The sequence below is a fragment of the Pseudomonas sp. TE21435 genome (genome assembly GCF_056279265.1).
Genome location: NZ_JBWBQZ010000001.1, coordinates 13,296 through 36,190, shown reverse-complemented (window position 1 = coordinate 36,190; position 22,895 = coordinate 13,296). Strand labels below are relative to the sequence as shown.

At 63.3% G+C, this 22,895-nt stretch carries 23 protein-coding genes; 5 read left to right on the top strand and 18 right to left on the bottom strand.

Features of this window, described 5'->3' with window-relative positions:
* Window positions 1-206 precede the first annotated feature (206 nt).
* Both ACZ9C1_RS00205 and ACZ9C1_RS00200 read right to left on the bottom strand, forming a co-directional pair.
* Complete coding sequence (locus ACZ9C1_RS00205; protein ID WP_102683581.1) at window positions 207-989, bottom strand: TatD family hydrolase; 783 nt, start codon at window positions 987-989, stop codon at window positions 207-209.
* Between the two features lie 34 nt (window positions 990-1,023).
* Window positions 1,024-2,010: a DNA polymerase III subunit delta' gene (locus ACZ9C1_RS00200; protein WP_277503247.1), complete on the bottom strand. Its 987-nt coding sequence runs from the start codon at window positions 2,008-2,010 to the stop codon at window positions 1,024-1,026.
* A 29-nt stretch (window positions 2,011-2,039) separates the two neighbouring features.
* Between ACZ9C1_RS00200 and ACZ9C1_RS00195 the strand changes: the two genes are divergently transcribed.
* The 3 genes from ACZ9C1_RS00195 (at window position 2,040) to ACZ9C1_RS00185 (ending at window position 5,473) form a co-directional block, all read left to right on the top strand.
* A complete protein-coding gene (locus ACZ9C1_RS00195) occupies window positions 2,040-2,951 on the top strand; it encodes a deoxynucleotide monophosphate kinase family protein (RefSeq protein ID WP_256582683.1) in 912 nt (303 codons plus the stop codon).
* A gap of 75 nt (window positions 2,952-3,026) precedes the next feature.
* On the top strand, window positions 3,027-4,499 hold the full coding sequence (locus tag ACZ9C1_RS00190; protein ID WP_277503246.1) for an AAA family ATPase: 1,473 nt from the start codon (window positions 3,027-3,029) through the stop codon (window positions 4,497-4,499).
* The gene (locus ACZ9C1_RS00185; RefSeq protein WP_476253360.1) at window positions 4,496-5,473 is read left to right on the top strand and encodes an HNH endonuclease; all 978 of its coding nucleotides are present in this window, start codon (window positions 4,496-4,498) and stop codon (window positions 5,471-5,473) included. The genes ACZ9C1_RS00190 and ACZ9C1_RS00185 overlap by 4 nt, the downstream gene beginning before the upstream one ends.
* Here ACZ9C1_RS00185 and mltG read toward each other — a convergent pair.
* The 9 genes from mltG to ACZ9C1_RS00140 form a co-directional block, all read right to left on the bottom strand.
* A complete protein-coding gene (gene mltG / locus ACZ9C1_RS00180) occupies window positions 5,391-6,551 on the bottom strand; it encodes an endolytic transglycosylase MltG (protein ID WP_277503244.1) in 1,161 nt (386 codons plus the stop codon). The two genes, ACZ9C1_RS00185 and mltG, sit on opposite strands and share 83 nt — an antisense overlap.
* 3 nt (window positions 6,552-6,554) lie before the next feature.
* Window positions 6,555-7,370: an aminodeoxychorismate lyase gene (gene pabC, locus ACZ9C1_RS00175; RefSeq protein WP_102683586.1), complete on the bottom strand. Its 816-nt coding sequence runs from the start codon at window positions 7,368-7,370 to the stop codon at window positions 6,555-6,557.
* On the bottom strand, window positions 7,370-8,614 hold the full coding sequence (gene fabF, locus ACZ9C1_RS00170; RefSeq protein WP_277503242.1) for a beta-ketoacyl-ACP synthase II: 1,245 nt from the start codon (window positions 8,612-8,614) through the stop codon (window positions 7,370-7,372). Before fabF ends, pabC begins: the two co-directional genes overlap by 1 nt.
* 154 nt (window positions 8,615-8,768) lie before the next feature.
* On the bottom strand, window positions 8,769-9,005 hold the full coding sequence (acpP, locus tag ACZ9C1_RS00165) for an acyl carrier protein (RefSeq protein WP_046856533.1): 237 nt from the start codon (window positions 9,003-9,005) through the stop codon (window positions 8,769-8,771).
* A gap of 203 nt (window positions 9,006-9,208) precedes the next feature.
* Entirely contained in the window at window positions 9,209-9,949 is a 741-nt protein-coding gene (fabG, locus tag ACZ9C1_RS00160; RefSeq protein WP_203647546.1) for a 3-oxoacyl-ACP reductase FabG, read from the bottom strand.
* A gap of 16 nt (window positions 9,950-9,965) precedes the next feature.
* Entirely contained in the window at window positions 9,966-10,904 is a 939-nt protein-coding gene (fabD, locus tag ACZ9C1_RS00155) for an ACP S-malonyltransferase (protein WP_102683588.1), read from the bottom strand.
* A 168-nt stretch (window positions 10,905-11,072) separates the two neighbouring features.
* On the bottom strand, window positions 11,073-12,083 hold the full coding sequence (plsX, locus tag ACZ9C1_RS00150) for a phosphate acyltransferase PlsX (RefSeq protein ID WP_102683589.1): 1,011 nt from the start codon (window positions 12,081-12,083) through the stop codon (window positions 11,073-11,075).
* 3 nt (window positions 12,084-12,086) lie between these two features.
* Complete coding sequence (rpmF, locus tag ACZ9C1_RS00145; RefSeq protein WP_028690987.1) at window positions 12,087-12,269, bottom strand: 50S ribosomal protein L32; 183 nt, start codon at window positions 12,267-12,269, stop codon at window positions 12,087-12,089.
* A gap of 13 nt (window positions 12,270-12,282) precedes the next feature.
* Window positions 12,283-12,810 (bottom strand): YceD family protein, encoded by a 528-nt coding sequence (locus tag ACZ9C1_RS00140; protein WP_023630499.1) that lies wholly within the window; start codon window positions 12,808-12,810, stop codon window positions 12,283-12,285.
* Window positions 12,811-12,906: 96 nt separating this feature from the next.
* Between ACZ9C1_RS00140 and ACZ9C1_RS00135 the strand changes: the two genes are divergently transcribed.
* Window positions 12,907-13,485 carry a Maf family protein gene (locus ACZ9C1_RS00135; RefSeq protein ID WP_277503236.1) on the top strand — a complete coding sequence of 193 codons (579 nt, stop codon included), beginning with the start codon at window positions 12,907-12,909 and terminating at the stop codon, window positions 13,483-13,485.
* Between the two features lie 124 nt (window positions 13,486-13,609).
* On the opposite strand, the gene ACZ9C1_RS00130 is transcribed toward ACZ9C1_RS00135, so the two are convergent.
* The 3 genes from ACZ9C1_RS00130 to rluC are packed head-to-tail and all read right to left on the bottom strand — an operon-like array spanning window position 13,610 to window position 16,236.
* Entirely contained in the window at window positions 13,610-14,596 is a 987-nt protein-coding gene (locus ACZ9C1_RS00130) for a S49 family peptidase (RefSeq protein WP_102683591.1), read from the bottom strand.
* A gap of 2 nt (window positions 14,597-14,598) precedes the next feature.
* A complete protein-coding gene (locus ACZ9C1_RS00125) occupies window positions 14,599-15,279 on the bottom strand; it encodes an HAD family hydrolase (protein ID WP_277503235.1) in 681 nt (226 codons plus the stop codon).
* A gap of 3 nt (window positions 15,280-15,282) precedes the next feature.
* The gene (rluC, locus tag ACZ9C1_RS00120; protein WP_102683593.1) at window positions 15,283-16,236 is read right to left on the bottom strand and encodes a 23S rRNA pseudouridine(955/2504/2580) synthase RluC; all 954 of its coding nucleotides are present in this window, start codon (window positions 16,234-16,236) and stop codon (window positions 15,283-15,285) included.
* Window positions 16,237-17,030: 794 nt separating this feature from the next.
* Here rluC and rne point away from each other — a divergent pair.
* Entirely contained in the window at window positions 17,031-20,246 is a 3,216-nt protein-coding gene (rne, locus tag ACZ9C1_RS00115; protein WP_277503234.1) for a ribonuclease E, read from the top strand.
* 194 nt (window positions 20,247-20,440) lie between these two features.
* On the opposite strand, the gene murB is transcribed toward rne, so the two are convergent.
* Genes murB through ACZ9C1_RS00095 form a run of 4 tightly spaced genes read right to left on the bottom strand, consistent with a single transcriptional unit; the run spans window position 20,441 to window position 22,867 of the window.
* The gene (murB, locus tag ACZ9C1_RS00110) at window positions 20,441-21,460 is read right to left on the bottom strand and encodes a UDP-N-acetylmuramate dehydrogenase (protein WP_277503233.1); all 1,020 of its coding nucleotides are present in this window, start codon (window positions 21,458-21,460) and stop codon (window positions 20,441-20,443) included.
* Window positions 21,457-21,921, bottom strand: coding sequence for a low molecular weight protein-tyrosine-phosphatase (locus ACZ9C1_RS00105; RefSeq protein WP_111532688.1), 465 nt, complete (start codon window positions 21,919-21,921; stop codon window positions 21,457-21,459). Before ACZ9C1_RS00105 ends, murB begins: the two co-directional genes overlap by 4 nt.
* Window positions 21,921-22,685: a 3-deoxy-manno-octulosonate cytidylyltransferase gene (kdsB, locus tag ACZ9C1_RS00100; RefSeq protein WP_457378298.1), complete on the bottom strand. Its 765-nt coding sequence runs from the start codon at window positions 22,683-22,685 to the stop codon at window positions 21,921-21,923. Before kdsB ends, ACZ9C1_RS00105 begins: the two co-directional genes overlap by 1 nt.
* Window positions 22,682-22,867, bottom strand: a complete 186-nt coding sequence (locus ACZ9C1_RS00095; RefSeq protein ID WP_003247142.1) for a Trm112 family protein — start codon at window positions 22,865-22,867, stop codon at window positions 22,682-22,684. The genes kdsB and ACZ9C1_RS00095 overlap by 4 nt, the downstream gene beginning before the upstream one ends.
* Between the last annotated feature and the right edge of the window lie 28 nt (window positions 22,868-22,895).

The window sequence follows — 22,895 nt, the reverse complement described above, 5'->3', positions numbered from 1 at the left end:
ACGATCAGCAGCCGCTGGCAGCGCGCCAATCCTGGCCAATACTTGAAGTGTTGGCGCGGCACATCCCCCCCAAGTGGCGCGCCGATAAAGGTGCCCAGGGACCGTGTACCTTTGTTTTACTCCTAATGGTCTTAACCCGGATTCCCCCCCCAGAACCCGGGTTTTTTTTGTCCGGGCCTCAAGCTTGGGGGCGCTGCGCAGAAGCCTCAGGCCACTCGCGCCAGCGGGAACAAGCGCTTGAAATTCCCCGTGGTCTGCGCGGCCAATTGCTCGTAGCTCACACCGCGCAACGACGCCACGTACTCGGCCACTTCCCGCACGTACTGCGGCAGGTTCGGTTTGCCGCGGTGCGGGATCGGCGCCAGGTACGGCGAGTCGGTCTCCACCAGCAGGCGGTCCACCGGCACCTGCCGGGCCACCTCGCGCAGGGCATCGGCATTACGAAAGGTGACGATGCCGGACAACGAGATGTAATAGCCCAGGTCCAGCGCGGCCTTGGCCATCGGCCAGTCCTCGGTGAAGCAATGCAGCACGCCGGCCTGGGGCAGGCTGGCCTCGCGCAGCAGCGCCAGGGTGTCCTCACGCGCCGCACGGGTGTGCACGATGACCGGCTTGCCAGTCTGCCGGGAGGCTTCCAGGTGCAGGCGGAACGAAGCCTGCTGCAATTCGGCGGCTTCCGGCTCGTAGTGGTAGTCCAGGCCCGTTTCGCCAATGGCCACCACGTGCGGGTGGGCCAGTTCACGCAACAGCCACTCCAGGGCCGGCGTCTCACCGGGCGCCAGGTCGAGCGGGTGCACGCCCACCGAGCAATCGACATCGGCGTAACGCTCGCTCAACGCCTTGACCGCACCGGCATTCTCGGCACTGACGCCAATGCACAGGAAATGCCCCACCCCACGCTCGCGGGCCGCCTGCAGGGCGGCATCGAGGGAACCCTGGTGGGCACTGAGATCGAGACGGTCGAGGTGGCAATGGGAATCTACGAGCATGGGAACACGACACACATTAGGGGAGCGGTGGAAATCAACGCATGCCCGGCAGCTGCACCCAATGGGCGAGCAACGCTTCGAGCAGCAGTACACGATTGAGGTTGGCCTTGCCCAGCACCTTCTGGCGCTGTTCGAGAATCCACGCCTGGACCTCCAGCACCTTGGCCTGCCGGCTCTTCTGCGCCAGGTATTGCAACACCTTGCGCATGTCGGGCAAGCCTAAACCCTCTTCGTCCTGGGTCAACTGATAACGCAGGATCAAGTGCGACCAGTCGCAGAACCAGTCGAACAGCAACAACAGGGGCACCGTGTTCCAGGCTTCGGCCAGTTGGGTAGGCGACTGCTGCTGCTTGAGCAGCTTCTTCACCCCTTCGGTAACCAGCGCCCGCTGCTCACGCACGCCCTGGGCCTGCAGGCTGACCGCCATCAGCGGCGAACCCGCGGCCAAGGTCAGCAGCTCTTCGCGCTCCTGTTCGTCGCTGCCTTCGAGCGCGCCGGCCAGCCAGGCACGGCTCTGTTCCAGGCTTGGCTGCGGGCAGGCGACCTGCTGGCAGCGACTCTTGATGGTTGGCAGCAGGCGGCTGGGCTGATGGCTGACCAGCAACAGCACGGTGTCTCCGGAGGGCTCCTCCAGGCTTTTGAGCAAGGCGTTGGAGGCATTGATGTTCATTGCCTCCACCGGCTCGATCAGCACCACCTTGCGCCCGCCCTGCTGGGCGGTCTGCACCACGAACGACACCAGTTCACGCACCTGGTCGATCTTGATCGGCTTGTCGGCCTCCTCCGGCTCCAGCACGAAGTTGTCCGGGTGGCTGCCGGCCTTGAGCAACAGGCACGACTTGCACTGGCCGCAGGCATCCAGGCCCTGTGGCTGCTGGCACAACAGCCGCGCCATCAGGCGTTCGGCCAGGGCCCGCTTGCCGATGCCCTGGGGGCCGTGCAGCAGGTAGGCGTGGGCGTGTTGGGCACGCCCGGCCAGTTGCTGCCAGAGCGCCTGCTGCCAGGGGTACTGCTTACTCATGGTCGGTACGCCTGAAATGTTTTGCACATATGAATGTGCCGCGCTGGATCTTTGCAAACATCGTCTATGACAAATTAAAATCGGGCCGAAGCCTTCTATTGTACCTGCGCAATCACACTGAAGACACCGGAGCCTACGTGAGGAAAATTATCGGCCTGGCCGCCCCTGCCAGATCGGGAAAGGACACCGTCGCCGCGATGCTGCTCGCATACCCCGGCGTTGCTGCCTACGCGCTCGCCGACCCCTTGAAGATGGGCTGCCAGGCATTGTTTGGCCTGACCGACGAAGAAGCCTGGGCCGACGCGCTCAAGGAACAGAAACTCGATGACTGGGCACGCTCCCCACGCGAGTTTTTCCAGCAGGTAGGCACCGAATGGATGCGAGCCTTCAACTCGGACCACTGGCTGATGCGAGCTGAACGGGCAATCGAGCCACAACCACAATCTGCGCAACCATCGCCCCTGGCGGTGCTTTCCGAGGCGGATGCCCCAATCAGGCTTGCCGCCCAGGCATTTTTTGGTTTTACCGATCAACAGACATGGGACCCGCATTGCTCAAGGCAAATCGACCCATTCTGGCAAGTCGCGCCCCAGGATACGTTTGCGTTCATCGCGCAAAAGGCGGTTGAACTGGACCAGGATTATCTGTTCAAGCGGGCGCTGCGGCCAGTGACTCGACCAAAGCCGCTGCCTTTCCTGCCAGCGCAGATCAATACCATCATAATCAAGGACATTCGTTTCGAAAACGAAGCCCGTTTCCTGCGTAGTCACAACGGTGTCATTTGGCATGTTCGGCGACCTGACGCCCTGCGAGTGAACGCGCATAGCTCCGAGTCAGGCATAGAACTGAACGAGCAAGATACCCTGATCATCAATGATGGAACGATCGCAGACCTTGAACGCAAGGTGGCCAAGGCCTGGACTACTCAGCAGAGCGGATAAGGTGTCCTGCCAGCTCAAGACACTTGATGGGCCACTGCTTGCTCACCTACACCCAGTGACGATGGATCGCACACAATGCTGACAAACTTCCAAATCAAGTCCTCCAAACTCCACGCCTCCATTTCGCTTGGTGATGAACAACGCTTGGAACAACGCGCCTGGATTTCCGTGTTGATTGGTCAGAACGGCAGCCGAAAGAGCTACGTACTCAGGCAGCTAATGGAGTCCTCGCTGGGCAAGCGCTCTTACACAGATCTGAAAAGACGCAAGGTGGTGACCGAGACCACAGGGTGGCCACAAGACAAGCCGTCAGGTGGCACTATCTGCATATCCGGAACACCACTCGACCGCTTCTCTCGTGTCGGCAGCCCGCTGCTCGGCGCTCACACCCCCCGGCAATTCTGGTACCTGGGACAACGTGCATCCAATGGCATGGCTGGCACCGGGCAAAGCGAAAGAGCACTGATCACCGCACTGCTGGAAAATGCCGATCTGCTGCCAGAACGCCAACACTTGCTTGAAGGTGTCTTCTCGCACCTTGGGTTGAAACCGCAAATCATCATTCAGCTAAAGCTGTCAAAAGAATTCGCCAAAGCGGTCAAGAGCTACCATACGGCTACCTATTTCGCTTCTGACATCCTCGAAGAGGTCGCGAAGAAACTCAAAACGCAATATTTGGGCACTACTAGGCTCACACACCTTCATACTCGCCTGCACGCAGCTTTTGAGAAGCTCGACAGCAATGAACATTTCAGTGTGTTCAAGCTGGCAAACCGATTCGACACGTCGAAATCACCTGCCTCGCTGAAATTTGAGCACGGCACCTTTCAAATGGAAAATGGACCGTCGCAGGAGTGGGGTACAGCCGAACTCGAACTTCTGCTCCATGCGGGCTTTCTCGAAATCGATAAAACGTTTTTCACCCGCTCCTCAAAAACTGACGATCCTCGGACCCTATCCGAAGAATGCCTGGAGGGCGAAGACCTGAGCTCTGGACAATGGAGCTGGCTCTGTGGCTTTGCTGGCCTTTGTGCCACCGTGAAGCCGCATAGCCTTGTGCTCGTAGATGAACCCGAGAACAGCCTGCACCCAGCCTGGCAACTGCAATACATCCCCATGCTGAACAGCATTCTGAGAGAATTTCAGGGAACCCAGGCGGTGATCGCAACGCACTCGCCCTTGATCGCTTCTGGCGTAGCGCCTGAATGGGGGAACGTACAGACTCTGGAATACACCGAGGCGGACAAGAATGGCACTCACCGACTCAGCACTCGACCAATAGCTTCAACCTTTGGCTGGACGGCATCCGACGTCTATCAAGAGGTATTCCAACTCGACTCGGCTCGGGCACCGGCATTCACCAAGACTGCCGAGTACGCACTATCGCTTATTCGCTCCAATCAAAGCCTCGACGACAATGCATGCAAGATAATCGCCAATGACCTGTTCAAGGATGTCGACACGCTGCCTGTACATGACCCGCTGCGCAACGTTTTGCTCGACATCACCGACGAGTTGAAACTGCGTGCTGGAGACGAACGACAATGACGTGGTTCGACACCATCATTTTCACTGTCACCGACAACGCCCTACTCGCTCCGATCAGGCTGCACCAAGGAAACGAATGGGAAATCACCGCAGCGGTGAGAAACTACAGGACACGACTTCTGGAACTGCAGAACTACCGCTGCGCCTATTGCCAGAACGTCATCGAGCAGGACATGGTCGGCCATCGCGAACTTGACCATATCCTGCCAAAGTCCCCATCGAAGAAATGCGAGCAGCCAAAAGGCAGCAGTAACGTGTTCGAGGACCGCCAACACACGTTCGGTTACCCCCAGTTCACCTACGAGCCTTACAACCTCATCGTGACCTGCAAGATATGCAATTCCTACAAGAAAAACTTTGACCCGCTACGCAACCGTTCAAGCGGCTGGACCTCCGGCAGCTACCCCAGCCAAGCCGACCTGTTATGGTTCTACCCCTATAGCGAACGCTACTCAGACCACATCGAACTGAGCGACAAATGGCTGTACAGCAAACGGACCGATGAAGGTGACGCCGTCATCCGAACCTGCAAGCTCGATCAGGTGGAAAGCCTCGCTCAACGGTATTCGGCTCGTGCACTCATACGGGCCAGGCAAACGAAAAGCCTCAAGATGGCCGTGATGCACATGGCCAGTGTCGTGGAGATGAACATGCTCAGCGCCGACAGCGCGAAGCAGGCACTTGTTCTGGCATTTGACATTACTGAGCCGCAGGCGGATGAACTGCTATCACTCTTTCGGCAGGTTGGACTATCGGAAAATGGCATCCCTGCCCTGGCCAAAGCACAAATGCTCCTGGCCTCGATTGCCGAGGCAAAGAGCAGCGGTCTCGATCAAGCAGAGTCCCTTCCCACCACCACCGCTTACCTGACGCCAGCCTCGACCCGCCTACTCATTGAGGCAGAGACGGATCCGCAGGCTGAGCCTCCTGCTGCGCAGGCTCCACCGGCACTTCCGGCACCTCCTCGGAATTGACCGGAGGTGGCGCGGATGATGGTTCGTCCGTGGACTCCTTGGGCACAGGCGCAGGGCTCGAACGATAATCCGCCCGCCGCTTGATCTGGAACTCGCGCACCGCGCTGTTGTGATCGTCCAGGTCATCGGAGAACACATGGCTGCCGTCGCCACGGGCGACGAAGTACAAGCTCGAGCCATCGCTTGGGTTCAGCGCGGCGTGGATTGCCTCGCGCCCTACCATGGCGATCGGTGTCGGCGGCAGGCCGGTCATGGTGTAGGTGTTGTAGGGCGTCGGCTCACGCAGGTCGGCGCGGGTGATCTTGCCGTTGTAGCGCTCGCCCATGCCGTAGATCACGGTGGGGTCGGTCTGCAGCATCATGCCCAGGCGCATGCGCCGCACGAACACGCCGGCGATCTGCCCACGCTCCTGGGGAATGCCGGTTTCCTTCTCCACCAGCGAGGCCATGATCAGCGCCTGGTACGGGTCGCGATACGGCAGGTCGGTGCTGCGCTCGGCCCACTCCTTGGCCAGCACTTCGTCCAGGCGCATGTAGGCCTGCTGCAACAACTCGACATCGCTCATGCCGCGCACGAAGCGATAGGTGTCAGGGAAGAAACGGCCCTCGGGGAACACGCCGGTATGACCAAGCTTGTCCATCACCTCGGTATCGGACAGGCCTTCGAGGGTGTGCTTGAGCTTTTCATGCTTCGCCACCGCGGCGCGCACCTGGCGGAACGTCCAGCCCTCGACCAGGGTGAGGTTGTACTGCACCACATCGCCACGCTTCCAGGCATCGAACAACTGTCCCACGGTCATGCCCGGGGTCAGGCGGTATTCACCGGTGTGCAACGCCGTGCCGGCCATGTTGAAACGCCAGTACAGGCGCAGCCACAACGGATCGTCGAGCAGGCCTTCGCCCTGCATCCGGTAGAACATACGGTTTGGCGTCGTGCCATTGGGCACGTCGAGCATGCGCTCCTGTGCCACTTGCAGCGGCTGCTCCAGGACCGAGTTGACCTTCCAGGCGGCCCAGCCCAATGCCAGGCCGGCGAGGATCAAGCTCATTTCCAGCAGCAGCAGGAATTTGCGTCTCACGAATCAGGTATCCAGTAACGTACGGGCAACGGCCTGCAGTTTACGGGTGAGCGGCCCTGCGGGCCAGTTCAGCGCGGCGAATTCACGCACGGGCCAGACGCCATAGACACTGTTGCAGAGGAATACTTCGTCAGCCTGCTGCAGCGCCTCGAACGGAAGGTCGCGCACCTGCGTGGGAATCCCCAGCAGCGCGGCCTGTTCCAGCAATGCCGCACGCATCACCCCGGCCACGCCACAACGGCTCAGGTCGGCGGTGAACAGTACGCCATCACGCACCAGGAACAGGTTGCTGTACACCCCTTCGATCACCCGCCCTTGGGCGTCACGCATCAAGCCTTCGGCAAACGCGCTGTCCTGCCATTCGGCACGGGCCAGCACCTGCTCGAGGCGGTTGAGGTGTTTGAGCCCGGCCAGCAGCGGTTGTTCCGCAAGGCGCGTCTCACAGGGGAACAGCCGCACGCCGAACTCGGCATGCTGCGTCGGATAGGCCGGCAAGGGGCCGCCTTGCAGGATACGCCGCGCCTGCGCACCAGCCAGCGGGGCATAGCCGCGCTGGCTGTCGCCGCGGGTCAGGATCAGCTTGGCGACGCCTTCGCTCAGTTGCCGGGCGAATTGCAACAGTTCATTGCGAACCAGCGTCAGGTCGGCCTCGATCGCCAGGCGCTGGCAACCCAGCGCCAGGCGGTCGACATGCTGCGCGAGCAGGCTGGGCCTGCCGCCGCGCACGGCGATGGTCTCGAACAGACCATCACCGTAGGCCAGGCCACGGTTCTGCAGATTGACCGCAGTCGCGTCCTGGCCATCGACCCAGCTGAGCATCAGCCGGCGAACCGGCGGAACACCAGCGAACCGTTGGTCCCGCCAAAGCCGAAGGAGTTGGACAGCACCACATCGATAGGCATGCTGCGCGCCTGGTGCGGCACGAAGTCCAGGTCGCAACCTTCGTCCGGTTCGTCCAGGTTGATGGTCGGCGGCGCCATCTGGCTGTTGATCGCCAGGACGCTGAAGATCGCCTCCACCGCACCGGCAGCGCCGAGCAGGTGGCCAGTCATCGACTTGGTCGAACTCACTGCCAGCTTGTAGGCATGCTCGCCGAACACCCGCTTGATCGCAGCCACTTCGGCCACGTCGCCAGCCGGCGTCGAGGTGCCGTGGGCGTTGATATAGCTGACCTCTTGCGGCTGGATACCGGCATCGCGCAGGGCATTGGCCATGCAGCGAGCGGCGCCTTCGCCGGAATCGGGCGGCGAGGTCATGTGGTAGGCGTCACCGCTCATGCCGAAACCGACCAGCTCGGCGTAGATGGTCGCGCCACGAGCCTTGGCATGCTCCAGCTCTTCGAGCACCAGGGCGCCGGCACCATCGGACAGCACAAAGCCGTCACGCCCCTTGTCCCAGGGACGGCTGGCACGGGCCGGCTCGTCGTTGCGGGTGGACAGCGCACGGGAAGCACCGAAGCCGCCCATGCCCAGGCCGCAGGCGGCCATCTCGGCGCCACCGGCGATCATCACGTCGGCTTCGCCGTAGGCGATGTTGCGCGCGGCCATGCCGATGCAGTGGGTGCCCGTGGTGCAGGCAGTGGCGATTGCATAGTTCGGCCCCTGCAGACCCAGGTGGATCGACAGGAAGCCGGAGATCATGTTGATGATCGAGCCCGGCACGAAGAACGGCGAAATCCGCCGCGGCCCCTGCTCATGCAGGGTACGGCTGGTTTCCTCGATGTTGGTCAGCCCGCCGATCCCCGAACCCATGGCCACGCCGATGCGCTCACGGTTGGCATCGGTGACTTCCAGCCCGGCATTGCGCACCGCCTGGAAGCCGGCCGCCAGGCCGTACTGAATGAACAGGTCGAGCTTGCGGGCCTCTTTGGCCGACAGGTACTGCTCGACTTCGAAGCCCTTCACCGAGCCGCCAAAACGGGTGGAGTAGGCAGACAGATCCGTATGCTCGATCGGACCAATGCCACTGCGGCCAGCCAGAATGCCCTGCCAGGTGCTCGGTACATCGGTACCCAGTGGCGACAGCATACCCATACCAGTGACCACGACGCGTCTACGCGACACAGTACTCTCCTCATTTCCAAATAACAGAGTCTCTTGCCAGTGCACTTGCCATGGCGAATGGAATGGCAGCAAACCCCGGCTCTCGCAAAGAAAAAACCGCACGCCGGCAAAGGCAGTGCGGTTTTTCCCGACAAGAAGCGTCGACTACAGCGTCTTAGGCCTGGTGGGCGTTGACGTAGTCGATAGCAGCTTGAACGGTAGTGATCTTCTCGGCTTCTTCGTCAGGGATTTCGGTCTCGAATTCCTCTTCCAGAGCCATCACCAGCTCAACAGTGTCAAGCGAATCGGCACCCAGGTCCTCAACGAAGGAAGATTCGTTCTTGACTTCCTCAGCCTTGACGCCCAGTTGCTCGGCGACGATTTTCTTGACGCGTTCTTCGATGGTGCTCATACCTAGTTTTCACTCCTAATGGACATATGTCAGGCAGCTGGCCGGTGACCAAGTTTATAGGAAGACGCCTGCTTTTCAAGCGTAACGCGCCTTCCACCAAGTCACCGGGCCCTCTGCCCGGAATCTGGTTGCAGCTTTATAACGGATTTTAGGCTCGGAGTATGACTCTTTTTTGAAGCAATCCGTCACATTGAGTTGCGGTTTTACATGTACATCCCGCCGTTCACCGGCACGGTGGCGCCGGTGACATAGGCTGCGCCGTCGGAAGCCAGGAAGGAAACCACTTTCGCGATCTCCTCGGCCTGGCCCAGGCGGCCCAGCGGAATTTCCTTCTGCAGGGCCTCGCGCTGCGCTTCTGGCAGCTCACGGGTCATGTCGGTGTCGATGAAGCCCGGGGTCACCGAGTTGACGGTGATGCCACGCGAGCCCACTTCACGAGCCAGGGCCCGGCTGAAGCCTTCCAGGCCGGCCTTGGCGGCGGCGTAGTTGGCCTGGCCGGCGTTGCCCATGGCACCCACCACCGAACCGATGCTGATGATACGACCCCAACGCGCCTTGGTCATGCCGCGCAGCACGCCCTTGGACAGACGGTAGAGGCTGTTGAGGTTGGTGTCGATCACATCGAACCACTCATCATCCTTCATGCGCAGCATCAGGTTATCGCGGGTGATACCGGCGTTGTTGACCAGGATGGCCGGCGCGCCGAACTGCTCGCCGATGGCGCCCAGCACTGCCTCCACGGACTCGGCACTGGTGACGTTCAGCTCAAGGCCGGTGCCGTTGATGCCGTGCTCCTTCAGGGTGGCGGCGATACGCTCGGCACCAGAAGCGGTGGTGGCGGTACCGATCACGGTCGCGCCCTGGCGGCCCAGCTCGAGGGCGATGGCCTGGCCGATACCACGGCTGGCGCCGGTGACCAGTGCAACTTTACCTTGCAGGCTCATGCAAGCTTCTCCGAATTCAGGCCAGCGCCGCACGGGTGGCGGCGACAGCGTCTGGGGTGTTGAGGTTGTAGGTGGTCACGCCGTCGGCGCAACGCTTGTTCAGGCCAGCCAGGACCTTGCCCGGGCCGCATTCGACCAGGTTCACCGCACCGCGCTCGGCCAGCGCCTGCACGCACTCGACCCAGCGTACCGGCTGGTACAGCTGCGCCAGCAGGTCCTGTTTGAGGGCATCGAGGTCGGCGGCGATGGCTGCGGTGACGTTCTGCACCACCGGGATCTGCGGCGCTTTCCATTCGATGGCGTTGACGGCCTCGGCGAAACGCTCGGCGGCCGGCTTCATCAGGGCGCAGTGCGATGGCACGCTGACCGCCAATGGCAGGGCACGCTTGGCGCCCTTGGCCTTGCACAGCTCGATGGCACGATCGACCGCAGCCTTGTTGCCGGCGATGACCACCTGGCCCGGCGAGTTGAAGTTCACCGCGCTGACCACTTCGTCTTCGGCGGCTTCGGCGCAAATCTCGACCACCACGGCGTCGTCCAGGCCAAGGATGGCGGCCATGGCACCATGGCCGGCAGGTACGGCCTCCTGCATCAGTTGGCCACGGCGCTCGACCAGGCGCACGGCATCTTTCAGCGAAAGGCTGCCAGCGGCGACCAGGGCGCTGTATTCACCCAGGCTGTGCCCGGCGACGAAAGCCGGCTGCGCACCGCCCTCGTCCAGCCACAGGCGCCACAAGGCGATGGAGGCGGTCAGAATGGCCGGCTGGGTCTTGTCGGTCTGGTTGAGTTGTTCTTCCGGGCCTTCCTGGACCAGTTTCCACAGGTCGTAGCCCAGGGCCTCGGACGCTTCCTTGAAGGTCTCGACGATTACCGGTTTTTCGGCGCCCAGCTCTTTGAGCATGCCCAGCGACTGGGAACCTTGACCAGGAAAGACGAATGCGAGGGATGCAGACATTGAACAAGCCCTTATGATCTTGTCGTCGGATAGGGTGCGCCAGGCCGCGGGCCAGACGCGCAATCTGAAAGCTTGGATGGAGCGGCGGACCAAGCGGTCACATTTAAGCACTTCATGGGCGGTATGCCCAAAAGCTTTGCATTTCCAGTAATGACCTCATCGCGCAGCTCAGGGCAACAAGTCTTCAAGACGCCCGTGCAGGCGCTGCGGCAGGTTTTCCTGGATCTCGATCAGCGCTCGCTGGATCGCGCTCTGCAAACCCTGCACGCCCGCCGAGCCATGGCTCTTGATGACGATGCCCTGCAACCCCAGGAAACTCGCACCATTGTGCCGCGCAGGCGCAAGGTCGGCCTGCAGGCGCTTGAGCAGCGGCATGGCCAGGGCACCTGCGGCTCGCGCCAACACCCCGCCACGGAACAGCGCCTCGATGCGGGCACCGATCATGGTCGCCAGACCCTCGCTGGACTTGAGCAGGATATTGCCGACGAAACCATCGCACACCACCACGTCCGCCTCGCCCCGGTACAACCCGTCACCCTCGACGAAGCCGATGTAGTTCAGCCCCCGGGCGTTCTGCAACAGGCTGGCGGCCAGCTTGACCTGCTGGTTGCCCTTGATGTCCTCGGTACCGATATTGAGCAGCGCCACCCGCGGCCGATGCACGCCCAGAGCCTGGGCGGCCACCGAGCCCATCACGGCGAACTGGTAGAGGTTTTCCGCGCTGCAGTCGACGTTGGCGCCGAGGTCAAGCAGCTGGCAGTAGCCGGCCTGGGTCGGGATCGCCGCCACCATCGCCGGGCGATCTATTCCGGGCAGGGTCTTGAGCACAAAGCGCGACAAGGCCATGAGCGCGCCGGTATTGCCGGCACTTACGCAGGCCTGGGCCTTGCCATCACGCACCAGTTCGAGGGCGATGCGCATCGACGAGTCCGGCTTGCCCCGCAACGCCTGCGATGGCCGCTCGTCCATGCCGATCACTTCGCTGGCCGCGACAATCTGCAGGCGTGCGCGATCCGCAGCCGCGAGGCCGCCGACAAGATCTTCAAGGAGGGAGGGTTGACCGACGAGGGTCAGGTGCAGCGAGGGGGTAGCCGATAGGCAGGCAATGCTAGCCTGGACAATGCTGCGGGGACCGAAGTCCCCGCCCATTGCGTCGATCGCGATGATCTGAGCGGACAAGGATTACTCGTCAGCGCCCTTGTCGATCACTTTGCGACCACGGTATACGCCTTCTGGCGAAACGTGGTGACGCAGGTGTACTTCACCGGTGCTCTTCTCTACCGACAGAGCTTCTGCCGACAGGGCGTCGTGCGAACGGCGCATGTCACGGGCAGAGCGGGATTTTTTGTTCTGCTGAACAGCCATAATTGATTAACTCCTAAACGTTTGGGTCACGCTTTAACTGCGCCAATACACTGAACGGGTTGGACCGCGATACCTCGTCCTTGCTCGGCTCGGGCTCATCGAGTCCCGCCGGCTGCTGGCATTCTTCCGGATGATGAGCAGGCACGATTGGCAGGGCAAGCAAAAGCTCTTCCTCGACCAGTGCCTGCAGATCCAATGGATCTTCGCCCAGTTCCAGCACGTCATAGCCTTTCGGCAACGACTGGGTGTTCGCACCCTCCTTCACCACAGCGTACGTACATTCGCTATGGATCGGCAGGGTGACCAGCTCAAGACAACGCTGGCAAACCATCTTGACTTCGACATCCAGCGCGCTGTGGATAACCACCACGTGCTGTTCATCTCGTTCAAAATCGAACTTCGCCTGCACCGTACCGACATTGTCGGAAAGCGGGTCGCAGAGTCTTTCCAAATCAGCGAGTTGCAGCGAACCTTCGAGGGTTACGCCACGATCAGCCAATTTGCGCGGGTCAACGTGAGGTGGAATCGGGTCATTCAACATAGGCGCAGCATTCTAGGGATGCACCCCCTCCCTGTCAAAGGAAATTAGGTGCCATCTCGCATGTTAGAATTCGGGGCAATTGCCCAGGAGTCTACCATGCTTCCCTTGTTACTGGCTTCCAGCTCGCCCTACCGCCGCGAACTGCTCACCCGCCTGCGCCTGCCCTTCACCTGGGCGAGCCCCGACCTTGACGAACGGCGCCTCGATGGCGAGCCCGCCGTCGAGCTGGTGCGCCGCCTGGCCCGACAGAAGGCCGAAGCCCTGGCCGCCAGTCACCCCGATCACCTGATCATCGGCTCCGACCAGGTGGCGGTACTGGGCGAGCAGATCCTCGGCAAGCCTCACACCTTCGAACGCGCCTGCGAGCAGTTGCTGGAGGCCAGCGGACAGCAGGTCACCTTCCTCACCGGGCTGGCACTGCTGAACAGCGCCACCGGCCAGTGCCAGGTCGATTGCGTGCCGTTTACCGTGACGATGCGCGAGCTGGATCGGGAGCGCGTGGAGCGCTACGTGACGGCCGAGCAGCCACTGGACTGCGCAGGCAGCTTCAAGGCGGAGGGCTTGGGGGTCAGCCTGTTCCAGAGCACCCACGGCTGCGACGCCACGAGCCTGATCGGGCTACCGCTGATTCGGCTGGTGGACATGCTGCACAAGGAAGGCGTGCAGGCGCCTTGAGAGACTGGGGCCGCTTCGCCGCGGTTCGTCGCTACGACAAGCCGGCTCCCACAGGATGCGGCGTAATTTGTGGGAGCCGGCTTGCCGGCGAAAGGGCCGCGAAGCGGCCCCAATCGACTTCAGATCAACGCAGCGAAGGCCCCTGGAAGCCCATATACAGCGCCATGCGCTCCGCCACACTGGCACCGATGCGCTTGGAGAAACGATCGAACGGCGACTCCTGCACAGTGAAGTCCACCAGTTCCTTCTCGCCGACGATTTCGCGGGCGACATAGCTGGCACTGCCCAGCCCGTCCACCAGCCCCAGCTCCTTGGCCTGCTCGCCCGACCAGATCAGCCCGCTGAACAGCTCAGGGTGATCCTTGTCCTTCAGGCGCTCGCCACGCCCCTGCTTGACCATGGCGATGAACTGGCGGTGCGTGGTATCCAGCACACCCTGCCAGAACGCGGTTTCTTCCGGCTTCTGTGGCGAGAACGGATCAAGGAAGGCCTTGTGTTCGCCCGCCGTGTAGGTGCGCCGCTCCACGCCCAGCTTGTCCATGGCGCCGACAAAGCCGTAGCCCGCCGCAGTGACGCCGATGGAGCCGACCAGGCTGGCCTTGTCGGCATAGATCTCGTCGGCGGCGCTGGCAATGTAGTAGGCGCCGGAGGCCCCCAGGTCGGCGATCACCGCGTACAGCTTGATGGCCGGATATTCGGCGCGCAGACGGCGGATCTCGTCGTACACATAACCCGCCTGCACCGGGCTGCCGCCCGGGCTGTTGACGCGCATGACCACGGCTTTGGTCTTCGGATCCTTGAACGCCTCGCGCAGACTCTTGACGATATTGTCGGCGCTGGCAGGCTCCTGATCGGCGATCACCCCGCGCACCTCGACCAGCGCGGTATGGCTGCCGCTGCGCGAGGCAGCCTTGTCCACATCCATCAATGGCGTGAACAGGAACAGGATGCCGAACAGGTAAACGAAGGTCAGCAGCTTGAAGAAGATCCCCCAGCGCCGCGCCCGACGCTGCTCCTGGACACCCGCCAGCAAGGTCTTCTCCAGCAACTTCCAACTCTTGCGCTCCTCGCCAGCCTCATCGGCCTCGGGCGCCTTCCACTCGTCAGTCATGCTCACCTACCTTGGAAATTGATCTGCGCAGGCTCGGCCAGCCATTCGCGCAACTGGGAAAAATGCTCGATGCACACTTGCGGGCCAAATTCGGCCAGAGCCTGCAGCGACATGGCGCCATAGCCCACGGCGACCGAATGCATGCCGGCATTGCTGGCCATCTGCAGGTCGAACGCCGAATCTCCGACCATCAGCGCCCGCCCGGGTTCGACCTGGCAGTGGGCGAGAATCTCCTCGAGCATCAGCGGATGCGGTTTGCCGCGGGTTTCGTCGGCCGCCCGGGTAATGTCGAAATAGTTTTCCCAGCCATTGGCCTTGAGCACCCGATCCAGACCGCGTCGCGCCTTGCCGGTGGCCACCGCCAGACGATACCCCTCGGCACGGAACGCTGCCAGCGACTCGACCACACCGTCGAACAGTGGCGACGGCTGTTGATCCAGCGCCATGTAGACATCGGCATAATGCTGGCGGAATGTTTCCACCTGCGGCAGCTCAAGATGTGGATACAGGGTGGCGATCGCCTCCCCCAGCGCCAGACCAATGATGCCCTTGATCGCCTCGTCGCTGCTGGCGGCCTCCCCGGCACGCCCGGCGGCCACGTTCATGGCCTCGACAATGCGCCCGATGGAATCGGCCAGCGTGCCATCCCAGTCGAAGACCAGCAGGTCATAACTTTTATTCATGGCTCAGGACGCCAACCGCTCGATAGTCTTGGCCCACATCTCGTCCACCGGCGCCTCGAGCTTGAGCTCGCCGCCGTCGGGCAGCGGCACGGTCAACTGGTAGGCATGCAGGAACAGGCGCTTGCCACCCAGGTCGCGAATCTCGCGGCTGAAGTCTTCATCGCCGTACTTGCTGTCGCCGGCGATCATGTGCCCGGCATGCAAGGTGTGCACGCGGATCTGATGGGTACGGCCGGTGATCGGCCGCGCCTCGACAATCGTGGCGAATTCGCCGAAGCGGCGCAGCACGCGGAACAGCGTCAGCGCCTCCTTGCCCTCATCATTGACCTCGACCATGCGTTCGCCGGAGCGCAGGTTGCTCTTCTGCAGCGGCGCATTGACCTGCTTCTTCGAGGTCGGCCAATGGCCGCGCACCAGCGCCATGTAGCGCTTGTCCACGCCATCGCCGCGCAGTGCGGCATGCAGGTGGCGCAGCATGCTGCGCTTCTTGGCGATCATCAACAGGCCCGAGGTGTCGCGGTCCAGGCGGTGCACCAGCTCCAGCTCCTTGGCGTCGGGGCGCAACTGGCGCAGCGCCTCGATCACCCCGAAGCTCAGGCCGCTGCCGCCATGCACGGCAATGCCGGCCGGCTTGTTCATCACAATCAGCGCCTTGTCTTCATAGACGATGGCGGCTTCCAGGCGCTGCAACAGCCCCTGGGCCACGGGCGCGGGTTCGTCACGCTCGGGCAGGCGCACCGGCGGCACCCGCACGATATCGCCGGCCTGCAGCTTGTACTCAGGCTTGATCCGGCCCTTGTTGACCCGCACCTCGCCCTTGCGCAGGATGCGGTAGACCAGCGTCTTGGGCACGCCCTTGAGCGCGGTGATGAGGAAATTGTCGATGCGTTGGCCGGCAAGCTCCGGCGCGACTTCGATCAGCTGAACGCCGGAAGTCGGAGGGGTATTGGTCGTCATGGCGGGATCATAACAATTTTTTATGGAATTGAAGCACTTAATCATAACTGCTATAGTCGCGAACGCCGCCAAAAGCGGCAGGCCAGCGGCATCAGGCTCTACGCCGGCCCTGACCATCGCAATTCCGAGGACGCGAGGCCGTCCTACGGAGCGTTCGCCAGTTTAACTAAATGCCTGGAATCGCCACCAGCGCTGTGTAGAGAAGACCGGAAAAAAACGACAAGTGCGGTGTTTCACCTGCTTACCCGCTTCTTTTCGCCGTACCTCTGCCCGCCACCGTCGTTTCCGCGCATTCGGGCGAATGCTTCGGAAATACCTGCCTTGGATATGTCATGGCGCCAGCCCGGTACCGGGCTGGCGAAAAATGCAACCCGTTGCGGATTCAGCGCGCGGCAGCACCGAATTTTCAGGGATACGTGCAGGGTGGAGATGCACAGCCTTCGGACCGTGTGGCACCGAACCCGACCCACCGCCCCACTCAACGGGCGATGAGCGGGCAAGGTCCTGAACAGACGCCCTCGTGGCATCCACGGACGACCGGTTGATTCCTCCTCCTGACTGAGTGCACCAGGCCCGCTCGATTGATTCGGATAACCTTCGAAAAGCTCGACAGGTCTTTTGGCACCGCAAAACAGGACGCGTCGTCGCGACAACGGCAGGCTGGGCAACCGGCTGGTGCCGAACGTCGTCAGACACGGGGGTGGTTCGCCACCCTTTGCGCACCTTGGCACCGATCATGAAAAGTCGTGTGTGCCGAACGCCGTTTCCGGCAGCCCGGAAACCGACGGTACAACATGAAAAGAATGCTGATTAACGCAACTCAACCCGAAGAGTTGCGTGTAGCCCTGGTGGACGGCCAACGCCTCTACGACCTGGACATCGAGTCCGGTGCCCGTGAGCAGAAAAAGGCCAACATCTACAAAGGCAAGATCACCCGGATCGAGCCCAGCCTTGAAGCCGCCTTCGTCGACTTCGGCTCCGAACGTCACGGCTTCCTGCCGCTGAAGGAAATCTCCCGCGAATACTTCAAGAAAGCCCCTGAAGGCCGGGTCAACATCAAGGAAGTCCTGAGCGAAGGCCAGGAAGTCATCGTCCAGGTCGAGAAGGAAGAGCGCGGCAACAAAGGCGCCGCCCTGACCACCTTCATCAGCCTGGCCGGCCGCTACCTGGTGCTGATGCCCAACAACCCGCGCGCCGGCGGCATCTCCCGCCGCATCGAAGGCGAAGAGCGCAACGAGCTGCGTGAAGCACTGAACGGCCTGACCGTTCCGGGCGACATGGGCCTCATCGTGCGCACCGCGGGCCTTGGCCGCAGCAGCGAAGAAATGCAGTGGGACCTCGACTACCTGCTGCAGCTGTGGACCGCCATCAAGGAAGCCTCGCTGGACCGTACCGCGCCGTTCCTGATCTACCAGGAAAGCAACGTCATCATCCGCGCCATCCGCGACTACCTGCGCCAGGACATCGGCGAAGTACTGATCGACAGCATCGACGCCCAGGAAGAAGCCCTGACCTTCATCCGCCAGGTGATGCCGCAGTACGCCAGCAAGGTCAAGCTGTACGAAGACAGCGTGCCGCTGTTCAACCGCTTCCAGATCGAAAGCCAGATCGAGACCGCCTTCCAGCGCGTCGTCGACCTGCCGTCCGGCGGCTCGATCGTGATCGACCCGACCGAAGCCCTGGTCTCCATCGACATCAACTCGGCGCGCGCCACCAAGGGCAGCGACATCGAGGAAACCGCCCTGCAGACCAACCTCGAAGCGGCCGAAGAGATCGCCCGCCAGCTGCGCCTGCGTGACATCGGCGGCCTGATCGTCATCGACTTCATCGACATGACCCCGGCGAAGAACCAGCGCGCCGTCGAAGAACGCGTGCGCGAATGCCTCGAGGCCGACCGCGCCCGTGTGCAGGTCGGCCGCATCTCGCGCTTCGGCCTGCTGGAAATGTCCCGCCAGCGCCTGCGTCCATCGCTGGGTGAGAGCAGCGGCATCGTCTGCCCGCGCTGCTCGGGTACCGGCATCATCCGTGACGTCGAGTCGCTGTCGCTGGCGATCCTGCGCCTGATCGAGGAAGAAGCCCTGAAGGACCGCACCGCCGAGGTGCGCGCCCAGGTGCCGATCCCGGTGGCCGCCTTCCTGCTCAACGAGAAACGCAACTCGATCACCAAGATCGAACTGCGCACTCGCGCGCGCATCATCATCCTGCCGAACGACCACCTGGAAACCCCGCACTTCGAAGTCCAGCGCCTGCGCGACGACAACCCGGACGTGCTGAACAACCAGTCCAGCTACGAAATCGCCTCGACCGAGACCGAAGAAGCGCCGCTGCCGACCGCTACTCGCACCCTGGTACGCCAGGAAGCCGCGGTGAAGACCGCGCCGGCCCGCGCCAACGCACCGGTACCGGCTGCCGTCGAAGAGCAGCCAGCCGCACCCGCGGCGCCTGCGCCGAGCGTACCGGAGCCAAGCCTGTTCAAGGGCCTGGTCAAGTCGCTGGTCAGCCTGTTCGCCGGCAAGGAAGAGCCTGCCGCCGCACCGGCCGTCACCACCGAAAAACCGGCCACCGAGCGCTCGCCACGCAACGAAGAGCGCCGCAACGGTCGCCAGCAGAGCCGCAACCGCAATGGCCGCCGCGAGGAAGACCGCAAGCCGCGTGAAGAACGCAGCGAGCGCGCCCCGCGTGAAGAGCGTCAGCCACGCGAAGAACGTGCACCGCGTGAAGAACGCGCCCCACGCGAAGAGCGTCAGCGCCAGCCGCGCGAAGACCGCCGTGGCAACCGCGAAGAGCGCGTGCGCGAATTGCGCGAGCCGCTGGACGCCGCACCGGCCCCGGCCGCCCGTGAAGAACGCGCCCCACGTGAAGAGCGTGCGCCACGCGAGGAACGTGTAGCCCGTGAAGAGCGTGCACCACGTGAAGAACGTGCCCCTCGCGAAGAGCGCGCGCCGCGTGAAGAACGTGCACCACGTGAAGAGCGTGCCCCGCGTGAAGAACGCGCACCACGTGAAGAGCGTGCACCGCGTGAAGAACGCGCCCCTCGTGAAGAGCGTGCGCCACGTGAAGAACGCGCTCCGCGTGAAGAGCGCCAGCTGCGCCCTGAGGCGCAGGCCGTCGAACAGGCCGCCGAGCTCGCCGAAGAGCAACTGCCGAACGACGAACTGCTGCAGGACGAGCAGGAAGGCACCGATGGCGAGCGTCCGCGCCGCCGCTCCCGTGGCCAGCGTCGTCGCAGCAACCGTCGTGAGCGCCAGCGCAACGCCAATGGCGAGCTGATCGAAGGCGACGAAGACGCCGGCGAAGAGCAGCAGCCACAACAGCACCAGGCCACCGAGCTGGGCGCTGAACTGGCCGCCGGCACTGCCGTCATCGCCGCCGTGGCCACCAGCAACATCAGCGCCGATGCCGAAGCCCAAGCCAACCAGCAGGCCGAGCGTGCCAGCGCCGCTGTCGCCGAAACCCAGGTGGAAATCACCGAGGTCGTGGCCGAACAGGTCGCCATCGCCCCGGTGGTCGAGCAACCGGTCAGCGAGCCAGTGGTCGCCGTTGAGCCGAGCATCGAACCGGTAGTCGAAGTAGCGCCGCAGCCAGTGGTCGAAGAAGCCCCTGCCGAGCAGCCTGCCGTCGTCGCCGAGGCGGTGCAAGCCCCTGCCGTGGAAGCCGGTGAAATCGAGCAGCCGCAGGTAGTCGAAGCCACCGTGGTCGAAGCCCCGGTAGCCGAGCAGCCTGTAGCGGTCGTCGAGCCAGTGGTCGAGGCCCAGCCGGAAGTGGCTGAAGCACCTGCCGCCGAGCCTGCGCCGATCGTTGCCGAGCAGGCGCCCGTGGAAGCACCGGCCCCGGTCGAAGCGCCTTCGGCGATGCTGGCCAACGGCCGCGCCCCGAACGACCCACGTGAAGTGCGTCGCCGTAAGCGCGAAGCCGAAGCTGCAGCCGCCGCTGCCGCCCAGGCCGCTGCCGAAGCCGCCCCTGCTGAAGCGCTGGAAACCGCCGATGAGCACAAGCCTCATCACGGTTGATAGCCTCGGCTGAATGAAAAAGCCCCGCCAGTGCGAACTGGCGGGGCTTTTTCTTTGCCGGTGTATCGCAGCGGCTCTACTGGTGATCCGGGCGGTGCGGCCGCTCCCACGCCACCATCCTACGCCTGAGCAGGCATGTGATTATGGCGTGGGAGCGGGCTTGCCCCGCGATTGGGCCGGCGTAGGCCAGCCCATCAGTACAGGTTCGGCTCCATCTCCAGCTCGACCCCAAAGCGCTCAAGGATATCCGCCTGGATCCGCCGAGCCAGCCCATGCAACTGCGCCCCGCTCGCCTGGCCGTAGTTCACCAGCACCAGCGATTGCAAACGGTGCACACCGGCATCGCCATCGCGATAGCCCTTCCACCCCGCCTGCTCGATCAACCAGCCGGCGGCCAGCTTCACCTGGCCATCGGCCTGCGGATACGCCACCACACCAGGATGCTCGGCACGAATGCGCTCGACCAACGCAGCAGGCACCACAGGATTCTTGAAGAAGCTCCCGGCGTTACCCAGCGCAGCCGGGTCCGGCAGCTTTTCCCGACGGATACTGCAGATCGCATCGCTGATCGCCTGCGCGGTGGGCTGCTCGATACCCTGCTCCGCCAGGCGCTGACGCACCGGGCCGTAGTCCAGGTGCGCCTGCAACGACCGGCTCAGCGCAAAGCGCACGCGCAGGATCAGCCAACGGCTCGAATCGCGCTTGAACAAGCTGTCGCGATAACCAAACGCGCACTCAGCCAGCGAGAAGTCACGCAGCTCGCCGGTTTCGCGGTCCAGCGCGGTCAAGCCGGCGAACACGTCCTTGATCTCCACGCCATAGGCGCCGACGTTCTGCATCGGCGCGGCGCCGACTGTGCCGGGGATCAGGCTGAGGTTCTCCAGCCCGCACAGGCCCTGGTCGAGACTCCACTGCACGAACGGATGCCAGGGCTCGCCGGCCTCGGCTTCGACCACCACGCGCTCACCGTCATCGCTGAGCAGGCGCCGCCCACGGCTGGCCATGTGCAGCACCAGGGCGTCGACATCGCGGGACAGCAGCAAGTTGCTGCCACCACCAATGACCAGCACCGGCACCTGCCGCTCGGCGGCCTGGGCCAGTGCCTGGCGGGCCTCGTCGTCGTCATGGGCCTGGGTGAAGTAGCGGGCACTGACATCGATGCCGAAAGTGTTGTAGGGCTTGAGCGACACGCGCTCCTGCCAGTGCGCCGTCATAACCGCCCCTTGATTTCCACGACCAGCTCACGGCACGCCGCCTCGATCAGGTCCAGGACCTGCTCGAAGCCTTCGGCACCGCCGTAGTAAGGGTCCGGCACTTCGTCCAGGGCCGCGCCATAGCGGCGCAGGAACAGGTCGAGCTCGCCCTTGGCGTTGTGTGGGCGCAACGCCTGCAAATTGCCGAGGTTGCTCTTGTCCATGGCCAGGACCAGGTCGTACTCGGCGAAATGCGCCGCCTTGACCTGCTGGGCGCGCTGGCGCGACAGGTCGTAACCGCGGGCCAGCGCGGCCTTGCAGGTACGGCTGTCGGGCGCCTTGCCGACATGCCAGTCGCCGGTACCGGCGGAGGCCACGTGCACCACGTCACCGAGGCCTGCGGCCTCGAGCTGATGGCGCAGCACGCCTTCGGCAGTCGGCGAGCGACAGATATTGCCGAGGCAGACGAACAGAACGCGCATCAGGCCTCCAGCAAGCGCCGTACGCGCTCCAGGTCTTCAGGGGTGTCCACGCCCACGGCCGGGGCCTCGATGGCATCGGCAACGTGGATGCACACGCCGTGCCACAGGGCACGTAGCTGCTCCAGCGACTCGGTCTGCTCCAGCCAGCATGGGCCCCAGGCGACGAAGTCCTGAAGGAAACCCACGCGGTAGGCGTACATGCCGATATGGCGGCGGTACGGCACGCTTTCGGGCATGCGCTCACGGTCCTTGGCAAACGCATCGCGGGCCCAGGGCAATGGGGCGCGGCTGAAGGTCAGGGCCAGGCCGTTCTTGTCGCTGACCACCTTCACCGCGTTAGGGTTGAAGATGGTTTCCGGCGCGTGGATCGGCTCGGCCAGGGTGGCGATGCCGGCCTCGGGGTGCGCGGCGAGGTTGGCCGCCACCTGGTCGATGATCACCGGCGGAATCAGCGGTTCGTCACCCTGCACGTTGACCACGATGGCATCGGCGGCCAGGCCCAGCTGGGCAGCCACTTCGGCCAGGCGGTCGGTGCCCGACTCGTGGTCGGCGCGGGTCAGCAGCACTTCGGCGCCGAACGCCTGGCAGGCCTCGACGATGCTGGCATCGTCGGTGGCAATGACCACGCGGCTGGCGCCGCTCTTGCGCGCCTGCTCCCACACATGCTGGACCATCGGCTTGCCGGCGATCGCCAGCAGCGGCTTGCCCGGCAGGCGCGTGGAGCGCAGCCGGGCGGGGATCACCACGGTGAAGTCCAGGCTCATTTGTCCAGGCGCTCATCGTCGGTCAGGGTGCGCGCCTCGCTTTCCAGCATCACCGGGATGCCATCGCGAATCGGATAGGCCAGGCCCGCGCCCTTGCTGATCAGCTCGGTCTTGTCGGCGCTGAGCTTGAGCGGGCCCTTGGTGATCGGGCAGGCCAGGATATCGAGCAGTTTGGTGTCCATGGGAGCTTCCTTGAAACGGAAATTGAAA